Genomic DNA, 10315 nt, shown 5'->3' with positions numbered 1-10315 from the left:
GCGGTGTACCAGTCAAAGATGTTCTAACTGACCCACCGCCTTCGCGAGCAAGCCCGCTCCCACAGGGTCAACGCAAAACTGGCAAGCTGGTAGTGGACTTGATCTCCGACAACGCCACAATCGAATTGACCTCCTGAATCCCCGGCACCATCGACAACTTCTCAAAGAAAAACCGCTCGTACGCCTCGATATCCGCCGTGACGATACGCAGCAGAAAATCCACCGCCCCCATCAGCACATAACACTCCAATACTTCCGGAAACCCGCGAATCGCGTCGGTGAATTCGGTGAAGTTGGAACGGCCGTGGGCGTTGAGTTTGACCTCGGCGAAAATCTGCGTGTTGAGGCCGATCTTTTTGCGATCCAGCAGCGTCACCTGCGCGCGAATCACGCCCTCTTCCTTGAGCCGCTGGATGCGCCGCCAGCACGGCGACTGGGACAGGCCGACCTGTTCGGCAATCTGCGCGCTGGAGAGCGAGGCGTCCTCCTGCAGCAAGGCCAGGATGCGGCGGTCGTAGGCGTCCAGCTCACTGTGCATATAAATACCTTGTATGGCGCTTATCTTGAATTGAATGATTCGGTATTTCGAATTACAGGCTCATTTTAGATAAGAAATCTCCGTTGGCGAATGTAAAAATTTCTCCAGTCGAATCTGGAGAATTCCCATGCACGCCGTCGAAACCACCCACTCTGTTACCCGCGTCGATGCGTGGGCCGTCAACAGCGCCCATTGCCAGGCGCATTACCAGATCGTCGCCGAGGCGGAACCGGATGTGCTGTGCCGGGTGCTCAACTATTTCGCCCTGCAATTCCTCACCCCCCAGCAGGTGACAGTGAACCGCGAACACGACCTGCTGATGATCGACATCACCCTGGACGGCCTGAGTTGGCACCGTGCCCAGGTGATCGGTGAAAAGATTCGAAACCTGATCAGTGTGTGCTCGCTGGAACTGTGGCCGGCTGATGCCGTGCGGGCTGGGGCGATGGTGGTGGCGGCTCAGTAAAAGTCTGCAATACACCCTGGGAGGCAGATTTTTCGGGGCTGACTAGCCTGGGAGTACGTCCAACACCTCCCAGGAAACCCTTGATGCCTGCTGATAAACGCTTGGAATTGCAGCTGTTGTTGCCGCCCCTGATCGACGCGGGGCTGGTGACTGCCGATATGGCAAAGCGCCTGTCTGCGCTTGCGACCAGCAACACCCTGCATCCCCTGGAAAGCATCGCCGCCCTGGGCCCCTCGCTGGAGCGCTTGACCCAGTGGCTGGCCGGACATGCCAGGCAAGCGTATTGGCGCATCGACCCGCTGAAGATCGACGTGGCGACCGTCGTGCCGTTGATGTCCCACGCCTTCGCCCAACGCCACGCCATTCTTGCCGTGGCGGTGGATGCGCACACCGTCACCATCGCCAGCGCCCAGCCGTTCGTCAGCAGCTGGGAAGCGGGGTTGGCCCAGGTTCTCAAGCGCTCGATCACGCGCGTGGTGGCCAACCCCCAGGACATCCAGCGCTGCATCGGCGAGTTTTATCGGCTGGCGAAGTCCGTCAGCGGCGCCGATCAAAAGATGACGGCACCGGGCCCTTTCGAACTGCTCAACCTCAACGCCAGCGACCAGGAGCCCGACGCCAACGACGCCCATATCGTCAATATCGTCGACTGGCTGTTGCAGTACGCCTTTGCCCAGCGCGCCAGCGATATCCACATGGAACCGGGCCGCGAGCAGGGCCGCGTGCGCTTTCGCATCGATGGGCTGCTGCACGACGTCTACCAATTTCCGCAGCAGGTGACGATGGCGGTCGTCAGCCGCCTGAAAAGCCTGGGCCGGATGAACGTGGCGGAGAAGCGCAAACCCCAGGACGGTCGGGTCAAAACCAAAAGCCCAACCGGCACCGAGGTTGAATTGCGCCTCTCGACGCTGCCCACCGCGTTTGGCGAAAAGCTGGTGATGCGGATTTTCGACCCGCAGGTGCTGCTCAAGGACTTCGACCAGTTGGGCTTATCCAGCGAGGACCAACGGCGCTGGCACACCATGACGCGCCAGGCCCACGGCATCATCCTGGTCACCGGCCCTACCGGCTCCGGCAAGACCAGCACGCTCTACACCACGCTCAAGCAACTGGCGACCCGTGAGGTCAACCTGTGCACGGTGGAAGACCCTATCGAGATGGTCGAACCGGCGTTCAACCAGATGCAGGTGCAGCACAATATCGACCTGACCTTCGCCAGCGGCATCCGCGCACTGCTGCGCCAGGACCCGGACATCATCATGATCGGCGAGATCCGCGACCAGGAAACCGCCGAAATGGCAATCCAGGCGGCACTGACCGGGCACCTGGTGCTGGCCACCCTGCACACCAACGACGCACCCAGTGCGGTCGCCCGTTTACAGGAGCTGGGAATTGCTCATTATTTGATCAGGGCTACCCTTATAGGAGTGATGGCGCAACGCTTGGTAAGGCTGTTGTGCCCCCACTGCAAACGCATGTGCGAAGGCGCCCATGAGGCCGTAGGCTGCGGGGAATGTCGAAACAGTGGTTACCGGGGACGTGCCGGCGTCTACGAAATCATGGTGCTGGACGACAACCTCAAGGCGTTGATAACCCCCGGCGCCGACGTGCAGGCCCTGCGCCAGAGCGCGCTGGCCCAAGGCATGTGCAGCCTGCGCATGGCCGCCACGGAAAAGGCCAACGCCGGCCTGACAACGGTGGCCGAAGTGTTGCGGGTCACCCCCGGGGATTCAGAAACAAATCCTTTGTATTGTTGCGGCGTGAAACCGTTTTTATCAGTGGCAACATCGTTACACTCCGCTCACTGACAACATCGGATAGGGAATCGCTATGCAGATCGGAACCGTACTGCTTATTTTCGTGGGCTTGGCCGTGGCCTTGCTCATCATGGGCTTCAAGGTAGTGCCCCAGGGCTACCAGTGGACGGTCGAGCGTTTCGGCCGCTACACCAACACCCTCAAGCCCGGCCTGAACATCATCATCCCGGTCATGGACCGCATCGGTCGCAAGATCAACGTGATGGAAAGCGTGCTGGATATCCCGCCACAGGAAGTCATCACCGCCGACAACGCCACCGTGCAGATCGACGCCGTGTGCTTCTTCCAGGTGGTCAATACCGCCCAGGCCGCCTACGAGGTCAACAACCTCGAACACGCCATTCGCAACCTGCTGCAAACCAACATCCGTACCGTCCTCGGCTCCATGGAGCTGGATGCGATGCTCAGCCAGCGTGACGGCATCAACGAGAAACTGCTGCGTACCGTCGATGAAGCCACCGCGCCATGGGGCATCAAGATCACCCGGATCGAGATCAAGGACATCAGCCCGCCCGCGGACCTGATGGCCGCCATGTCCGGCCAGATGAAAGCCGAGCGGATCAAGCGTGCACAGATCCTCGAAGCCGAAGGCCTGCGGGCGTCTGCGATCCTGACGGCCGAAGGCAAGAAGCAGGCGCAGATCCTCGAGGCCGAAGGCAGCCGCCAGGCGGCGTTCCTCGAATCCGAAGCCCGTGAGCGTCAGGCCGAAGCTGAAGCGCGCGCGACTCAAGTGGTGTCGGAGGCAATTGCTTCGGGCAACGTGCAGGCGGTCAACTATTTCGTCGCGCAAAAATACATCGACGCCCTGGGCAAACTGGCATCGGCCAACAACAGCAAGGTGATCCTGATGCCGCTGGAAGCCAGCCAGGTGATCGGCGCGGTCGGCGGCATCGGCGAGATCGTCAAGGCGACCTTCGACAGCAAGAAAGGCTGAGGCGACCACCATGTGGGATTTCCTGCAGCATCTGTCGTTTTGGGATTGGCTGGCACTGGGCACGGTGCTGCTGATTCTTGAGGTCTTTGGTGCCGGCGGTTACCTGTTGTGGATGGGTATCGCAGCGGCGGCCGTGGGTGTAATCAAGTTTCTGGTGCCCTCCCTGGGGCTGGAATGGCAATTGCTGCTGTTCGCGGTGCTGTCGTTACTAACGGCAGTGGGCTGGTGGAAGCGTCTGCGCAGCAGCGCCAAGCCCAGCGACCAGCCAGGGCTGAATGAGCGGGGCTCGGAGCTGATCGGGCGCATCTTCGTGGTGCATCAGCCGATTATCGATGGCCGGGGCAAGGTCAAAGTCGGCGATGGCGTGTGGATGGTGACCGGCCCTGACAGCCCTGCAGGCGTTCAAGTCCGGGTGGTTGGCCAGGATGGGGTGATTTTGAAGGTTGAAACTGTTTAGTCACTGATGGAACTCGGGAGGGCTGACTACAATCATAAAGTACAGATAACCACCCGGAGTCACCCATCATGCGTCTCAAATATGCTGTCGCAACCCTCGCTGTGCTTTCCCTTCCTGTCGGTTCAGCCATGGCCGACAGTTTCTGGCGCAATGTCATCTCGTCGGGCGCCACTACCGGCTCGACGTACCTGACCTTCAAGGACCACAAGCTGGTGGTCGCTGCGCAAGATGACGCGGGCAGTTTTGTGGCCAGCGACGGCGGCATCCGCGGCCCTTACCTGGAAGCCGCAATGCAGAAAGTCCGCGCCGACAACCCTGGCCTGCAGGCCACGGACATGGAACTGGCCAACGCCATTCTGGCGAAAAACGCCGTCACCGAGTAACACTCGGCCGATAAAAAATGCCGCTTTTAAGCGGCATTTTTGTATTCGTTCTTACAGCCATCAGCGCTGATAACTACACATACATTCTGCTTTTCCCGAATTGATCGAGACAGGTCCTGTCGTGACAGGCATGGGCCAGATCACAAGCTATGGGTTCCTTTTATACAAAGCGAATCACCGCCCATGCAAAAGCTTGTCTACGCAATACTTCTCGCTACATTCACAACCTCCCACGCTCAAGCAGAAAGCTGGTACGGGTCGGCAAAACTCAACAGCGCCCGCCAGAACCTCTCTAGCGCGTTGCTGACCAGCCCCCGCGTTACCGAACGAGTGCAAGCCCCCGATAGCACCAAGTCACTCGTCGCCTCGTTTGCAGTGGGTTATGCCTTTACCGATGGCTGGCGCGTGGAAGGGGAATACACGATGCCAAACAGATCCGCGTTCAACTCCTACTGGGCGCCCTTCAATGCCAACGTCAACAAGCTGCAGGTCAATAGCCAGCGCTTGATGCTCAATGGCTACAAAGATATCCCGATCAACCATTGGCTTTCGTTCTACGGCATGGCCGGGATGGGGGTGGCACGGGTTGAAGCCGAGGGCTACCAAACCGTTGATACCCGCCGTTTCGCCAATAACCGCCAGCATAATTTCGCCTACAGCGTGGGCATGGGCCTGGAGGCCAAGGCCAGCGAACAACTCACCCTGGGCGCCGGCTACCGATACATCGCCATGGGCGATGTAGAAACCGGCTACAACACCTTCGCCAACCGAATAAATGCCCGGGATGAACAGCTCAAAGGCAAACTCAAGGAGCAAAATGTGTTTCTGGAGGCACGTTTGTCCTTCTGACGCGCAACAGAGAATGCCGCTCATAAAGCGGCATTTTTCGCCTTCATCATGACGATTCATTCACGGGCGACAGGCTATATTCAGTCGAGCCGTGCAACCATGCCGGTTCTGATACGCCTTTTCTCATCGCCAATCTGAAACGGATGCCTTCGTCGTCATGAGCCAACAGCCCTTCCTGCCGTTCTCCAAACCCACCATCGACGAAGCCACTATCTCGGCAGTCGGCGATGTACTGCGCTCGGGCTGGATCACCAGCGGGCCGAAAGTGCAGGCATTCGAAGCCCAGCTGTCGGAATATTTTGGCGGCCGGCCGGTGCGCACGTTCAACTCGGGCACCTGCACCATGGAGATTGCCCTGCGCATCGCCGGGGTCGGCCCGGGTGATGAAGTCATCACCACGCCGATCTCCTGGGTCGCCACGGCCAATGTGATTCTGGAAGTGGGTGCTACACCGGTGTTTGCCGATATCGACCCGGTCACCCGCAATATCGACCTGGCCCAGGTCGAAGCGGCGATCACGCCGCGCACCAAGGCGATCATCCCGGTTTACCTGGCTGGTCTGCCGCTGGACATGCCGATGCTTTACGCACTGGCCAACAAGTACAAGCTGCGTATCGTCGAAGACGCCGCCCAGGCCTTGGGCTCCAGTTGGGATGGCGAACGCATCGGCGCCACCGGGGATTTCGTGTCGTTCAGCTTCCAGGCAAACAAGAACATCACCTCTTCCGAGGGCGGCTGCCTGGTATTGAACAATGCCGAAGAAGCGCGCCTCGCCGAGAAGTACCGCCTGCAAGGCGTGACGCGTACCGGCTTCGACGGCCTGGATGTGGATGTGTTGGGCGGCAAGTTCAACATGACCGATATCGCGGCGGCCATCGGCCTGGGGCAGTTTGCCCATATCGAGAAGATCACCGCCCATCGCCAGAACCTGGCGCGGCACTATTTCAAATGCTTCGGCAGCGACTTTGAAGAGACATACGGCGCGCAACTGCCGCCGGCGGATTTCGAAAACAGCAACTGGCACCTGTTCCAACTGGTGCTGCCGGAGCGTCAGGACGGCCTGCCGGCCCGCGCCACGTTCATGGAGCAGATGCAGGCCCATGGCGTCGGCATTGGCTATCACTACCCGCCGATCCACCTGCTCAGTCTTTATCGGGCACAGGGGTTCAAGGAAGGCATGTTCCCGGTGGCGGAAAAGGTGGGGCGTTTGATCGTGTCGTTGCCGATGTTCACGGCCATGACAGAGGCGGATGTGGAGCGTTCGGTGGCGGCAGTCAAGGCCGTACTGAAAGCGGCCTGAAAAATCGGGCTTACCCCAATCAAATGTGGGAGCTGGCTTGCCTGCGATGGCATCACTGAGGTGTAACTGATACACCGAGCTGTCTGCATCGCAGGCAAGCCAGCTCCCACACTGATTTGTATTGTTGCAACTCTTTGCGTTTACTCGCCGATAGCGGCTTTGTAGCCAGCAGCATCCAGCAATTTTTCCAGATCAGCCGGGTTGCTTGGCTTGAGCTTGAAGATCCACGCACCGTACGGGTCGGAGTTCAACAGCTCAGGGCTGGCGCTCAGCTCTTCGTTGACGGCAATCACTTCGCCAGCAACGGGTGCATAAATATCCGAAGCAGCCTTCACCGACTCAACCACGCCCGCCTGGCCTTCAGCCTCGAACTGGGCGCCGACTTCCGCCAGCTCGACAAACACCACATCACCCAACGCTTCCTGGGCATGGTCGGAGATACCCACGGTCACGGTGCCGTCAGCTTCCAGACGGGCCCATTCGTGACTTTCGGCAAAACGCAGGTCGGCAGGGATATCGCTCATAGTCTGTGTCCTCAAGAAATAATGTCAGCGGCCTTCGGCCTGCCGGAAATAGGTTAGATCAAAGTTTTGCCATGGCGCACGAAGGTCGGCTTGACCACTCGAACCGGATACCACTTGCCGCGGATTTCCACTTCAGCCCGATCGGCCGTCGCCGTCGGTACACGCGCCAGGGCAATGGATTTACTCAACGTAGGAGAGAAACTACCACTGGTGATCTCTCCTTCGCCAACATTGGCGATACGAACCACCTGGTGAGCGCGTAAAACCCCGCGTTCTTCCAGCACCAGCCCGACCAATTTGAACTGCACACCGGCCGCCAATTCGGCCTCCAGCGCGGCGCGGCCAATGAAATTACGTCCGGCAGGCTCCCAGGCAATGCTCCAGGCCATGTTGGCGGCGAGCGGGGAAACGTCCTGGTGGATGTCCTGGCCGTACAGGTTCATGCCGGCCTCAAGGCGCAGGGTATCGCGGGCACCGAGGCCGATGGGGGAAATGCCGGCGCCCACCAGGTCGTTGAAAAAACCCGGGGCCTGATCGGCCGGCAATACAATCTCCAGGCCGTCTTCGCCGGTATAACCGGTGCGGGCGATAAACCAATCGCCATCGGCCAGGCCTTCGAAAGGCTTGAGCTGGTGAATCAGGGCGCTGCGGGACTGGGTAACCAGTTCGGCGATCTTCTGCCGGGCGTGGGGGCCCTGGATGGCGAGCATGGCCAACTCGGGCCGCTCATGCAGTTGCACCTGGAAGCTGCCCAGTTGCGCCTGCATCCAGGCCATGTCCTGGTCGCGAGTAGCGGCGTTGACCACCAGCCGGTAACCCGCTTCGGTGCGGTAGACGATCATGTCGTCCACCACGCCGCCCTTGTCGTTGAGCATGGCGCTGTACAACGCACGGCCGCAGCCATGCAGACGTTCGACATCATTGGCCAGCAGGTGCTGGAGCCAGTCCTTGGCCTGGGGGCCGGTGACATCGATCACGGTCATATGAGATACATCGAACACCCCGCAGTCGCGTCGCACCTGATGGTGTTCTTCAACTTGCGAGCCGTAATGCAGAGGCATATCCCAACCGCCAAAATCGACCATTTTCGCGCCGAGGGCGAGATGCAGGTCATACAGAGGCGTACGCTGTCCCATCGGTTTCTCCTTCCGGGCTTGGCGAAGGTGCGCAGCGTTGCCATGCGCGCTGAAAGCCCCGATTTACAAGGCCTGTAGCGACATACAGCAACCCGACCAGAAAGGCGGAGCGCACCGAATGCCGCGCATTGTAGCCGCAAGCCGAGGGACTGGCACCTAAGCGATTTGTCGGGCCGAGCGGCGAATCAAGCCGATCACCGGCAGCAGGCCGACCAACACCAGCGTCAGTGCCGGCAATGACGCCCGCGCCCATTCGCCTTCGCTGGTCATTTCAAAGATCCGTACCGCCAGTGTGTCCCAGCCAAACGGGCGCATCAGCAAGGTTGCGGGCATTTCCTTGAGCACGTCGACAAACACCAGCAATGCCGCGCTCAGCGTCCCCGGCAGCAACAACGGCAGATACACTTTGCAAAACAGTCGCGGCCCACTCACCCCAAGGCTGCGGGCAGCTTCCGGCAACGACGGGCGGATGCGCGCCAGGCTGTTTTCCAGCGGCCCATAGGCCACAGCCAGAAAACGCACCAGATAGGCCAGCACCAGCGCCGACAGGCTGCCCAGCAGCAATGGCTTGCCCGCACCGCCCAACCAGCCGGACAGCGGCACCACCAGTTCGCGGTCCAGGTAGCTGAACGCCAACATGATCGACACCGCCAGCACCGAACCCGGCAAGGCGTAGCCGACGTTGGCCAGGCTGATGCCGGAGCGGATCGCCCGGGTCGGCGCCAGGCGGTTGGCAAACGCCAGCACCAGCGCCACGCTGACCGTGATCAGCGCCGCGATACCGCCCAGGTAAAGGGTATGCACGATCAGGCCCGAATAGCGCTCATCCAGGTCGAAACGACCACGCTGCCAGAACCAGGCCACCAGTTGCAGCATCGGGATGACAAACGCACAGGCAAACACCAACCCACACCAACTGCTGGCCGCTGCGGCCTTGAACCCGCGCAGGTGATACAGCGCCTGGCCCCGTGGCCGCTCGTTGCTCGGCCGGCTGGCGCCCCGGGCACGGCGCTCGCCGTACAGCACCAGCATCACCACCAGCAGCAACAGGCTGGCCAACTGCGCCGCACTCGACAGGCTGAAAAAGCCGTACCAGGTTTTATAAATGGCGGTGGTGAAGGTGTCGAAGTTGAACACCGAGACCGCGCCGAAATCCGCCAGGGTCTCCATCAGCGCCAACGCCACGCCCGCCCCGATCGCCGGCCGCGCCATGGGCAGGGCGACGCGCCAGAACGCTTGCCAGGGCGATTGCCCCAGTACCCGCGCCGCTTCCATCAACCCTTTGCCCTGGGCGAGGAACGCGGTGCGCGCCAGCAGGTAGACGTAGGGATAGAACACCAGCACCAGGACGATAATCACGCCGCTGGTGGACCGCACGCGCGGCAGGCGCAAGCCGCTGCCGAACCATTCGCGCAAGAGGGTTTGCACCGGGCCGGCGAAGTCCAGCAGGCCGACAAACACAAAGGCCAGCACATAGGCCGGAATCGCGAAGGGCAGCATCAGCGCCCAATCCAGCCAACGCCTTCCGGGGAATTCGCAGAGGCTGGTGAGCCAGGCCAGGCTCACGCCAAGCAAGGTCACGCCGACACCCACGCCGAGCACCAGGGTCAGGGTGTTGCCCAGCAGGCGCGGCATCTGGGTTTCCCAAAGGTGGGACCAGATTTGCGCATCGATGCTTTGCCAGGACAGCAACAGCACGCTCAACGGCAACAGCACCAGGGCGGCGACGGTGAAGACCGGCAGGTACCAGCGGCGTTGGGCGGGGTGGGCCAAAGTCAGTTCTCAGTGGATGAATATTTTGAAGTCGACGCTAACCAATGTGGGAGCTGGCTTGCCTGCGATGCAGGCACCTCGGTGTATCAGTGATACCGAGGTGATGCTATCGCACGCAAACCACCTCCCACATTTGAA

Annotated in this window: 11 protein-coding genes; 7 read left to right on the top strand and 4 right to left on the bottom strand. The window is 60.5% G+C overall.

The genetic code is table 11. The annotated features are described in order from the left end of the window. Nucleotides 1–67: 67 nt before the first annotated feature. Nucleotides 68–538 (bottom strand): Lrp/AsnC family transcriptional regulator, encoded by a 471-nt coding sequence (locus NUV89_RS23735; RefSeq protein WP_017739054.1) that lies wholly within the window; start codon nucleotides 536–538, stop codon nucleotides 68–70. Nucleotides 539–665: 127 nt separating this feature from the next. Here NUV89_RS23735 and NUV89_RS23730 point away from each other — a divergent pair, with 127 nt between their 5' ends. The 7 genes from NUV89_RS23730 (at nucleotide 666) to NUV89_RS23700 (ending at nucleotide 6744) form a co-directional block, all read left to right on the top strand. Continuing rightward, a complete protein-coding gene (locus NUV89_RS23730) occupies nucleotides 666–1004 on the top strand; it encodes a hypothetical protein (protein WP_257783240.1) in 339 nt (112 codons plus the stop codon). Nucleotides 1005–1087: 83 nt separating this feature from the next. Next, complete coding sequence (locus tag NUV89_RS23725; RefSeq protein ID WP_257783239.1) at nucleotides 1088–2812, top strand: GspE/PulE family protein; 1725 nt, start codon at nucleotides 1088–1090, stop codon at nucleotides 2810–2812. 22 nt (nucleotides 2813–2834) lie between these two features. After that, the gene (locus NUV89_RS23720; RefSeq protein ID WP_017739057.1) at nucleotides 2835–3755 is read left to right on the top strand and encodes an SPFH domain-containing protein; all 921 of its coding nucleotides are present in this window, start codon (nucleotides 2835–2837) and stop codon (nucleotides 3753–3755) included. Nucleotides 3756–3765: 10 nt separating this feature from the next. Next, complete coding sequence (locus tag NUV89_RS23715) at nucleotides 3766–4212, top strand: NfeD family protein (RefSeq protein ID WP_257783238.1); 447 nt, start codon at nucleotides 3766–3768, stop codon at nucleotides 4210–4212. Nucleotides 4213–4280: 68 nt separating this feature from the next. Beyond that, nucleotides 4281–4595, top strand: a complete 315-nt coding sequence (locus NUV89_RS23710) for a DUF2388 domain-containing protein (RefSeq protein ID WP_003176799.1) — start codon at nucleotides 4281–4283, stop codon at nucleotides 4593–4595. A gap of 183 nt (nucleotides 4596–4778) precedes the next feature. After that, nucleotides 4779–5444, top strand: a complete 666-nt coding sequence (locus NUV89_RS23705; protein ID WP_257783237.1) for an outer membrane protein — start codon at nucleotides 4779–4781, stop codon at nucleotides 5442–5444. A 157-nt stretch (nucleotides 5445–5601) separates the two neighbouring features. Continuing rightward, the gene (locus NUV89_RS23700) at nucleotides 5602–6744 is read left to right on the top strand and encodes a DegT/DnrJ/EryC1/StrS aminotransferase family protein (RefSeq protein WP_257783236.1); all 1143 of its coding nucleotides are present in this window, start codon (nucleotides 5602–5604) and stop codon (nucleotides 6742–6744) included. Nucleotides 6745–6884: 140 nt separating this feature from the next. Here the strand turns inward: NUV89_RS23700 and gcvH are convergent, their stop codons facing one another. The 3 genes from gcvH to NUV89_RS23685 all read right to left on the bottom strand — a co-directional run bounded on the left by gcvH (nucleotide 6885) and on the right by NUV89_RS23685 (nucleotide 10177). Beyond that, complete coding sequence (gene gcvH / locus NUV89_RS23695) at nucleotides 6885–7268, bottom strand: glycine cleavage system protein GcvH (RefSeq protein WP_257783235.1); 384 nt, start codon at nucleotides 7266–7268, stop codon at nucleotides 6885–6887. A 53-nt stretch (nucleotides 7269–7321) separates the two neighbouring features. Beyond that, nucleotides 7322–8404 carry a glycine cleavage system aminomethyltransferase GcvT gene (gene gcvT, locus NUV89_RS23690; RefSeq protein ID WP_257783234.1) on the bottom strand — a complete coding sequence of 361 codons (1083 nt, stop codon included), beginning with the start codon at nucleotides 8402–8404 and terminating at the stop codon, nucleotides 7322–7324. A 156-nt stretch (nucleotides 8405–8560) separates the two neighbouring features. Further along, a complete protein-coding gene (locus tag NUV89_RS23685; protein WP_257783233.1) occupies nucleotides 8561–10177 on the bottom strand; it encodes an iron ABC transporter permease in 1617 nt (538 codons plus the stop codon). Nucleotides 10178–10315: the final 138 nt, after the last annotated feature.

Origin of the sequence: Pseudomonas sp. 18.1.10 (genome assembly GCF_024655625.1) — a bacterium.
Lineage (GTDB): Bacteria > Pseudomonadota > Gammaproteobacteria > Pseudomonadales > Pseudomonadaceae > Aquipseudomonas.
The sequence above is the reverse complement of the archived record's forward strand: the minus strand, read 5'-3'. Positions and strand labels throughout refer to the sequence as shown.

What these genes read in the sequence shown, in the direction of transcription:
- NUV89_RS23735 (WP_017739054.1), bottom strand. Translation starts at nt 538, where the DNA reads ATGCACAGTGAGCTGGACGCCTACGACCGCCGCATCCTGGCCTTGCTG.
- NUV89_RS23730 (WP_257783240.1), top strand. Translation starts at nt 666, where the DNA reads ATGCACGCCGTCGAAACCACCCACTCTGTTACCCGCGTCGATGCGTGG.
- NUV89_RS23725 (WP_257783239.1), top strand. Translation starts at nt 1,088, where the DNA reads ATGCCTGCTGATAAACGCTTGGAATTGCAGCTGTTGTTGCCGCCCCTG.
- NUV89_RS23720 (WP_017739057.1), top strand. Translation starts at nt 2,835, where the DNA reads ATGCAGATCGGAACCGTACTGCTTATTTTCGTGGGCTTGGCCGTGGCC.
- NUV89_RS23715 (WP_257783238.1), top strand. Translation starts at nt 3,766, where the DNA reads ATGTGGGATTTCCTGCAGCATCTGTCGTTTTGGGATTGGCTGGCACTG.
- NUV89_RS23710 (WP_003176799.1), top strand. Translation starts at nt 4,281, where the DNA reads ATGCGTCTCAAATATGCTGTCGCAACCCTCGCTGTGCTTTCCCTTCCT.
- NUV89_RS23705 (WP_257783237.1), top strand. Translation starts at nt 4,779, where the DNA reads ATGCAAAAGCTTGTCTACGCAATACTTCTCGCTACATTCACAACCTCC.
- NUV89_RS23700 (WP_257783236.1), top strand. Translation starts at nt 5,602, where the DNA reads ATGAGCCAACAGCCCTTCCTGCCGTTCTCCAAACCCACCATCGACGAA.
- gcvH (WP_257783235.1), bottom strand. Translation starts at nt 7,268, where the DNA reads ATGAGCGATATCCCTGCCGACCTGCGTTTTGCCGAAAGTCACGAATGG.
- gcvT (WP_257783234.1), bottom strand. Translation starts at nt 8,404, where the DNA reads ATGGGACAGCGTACGCCTCTGTATGACCTGCATCTCGCCCTCGGCGCG.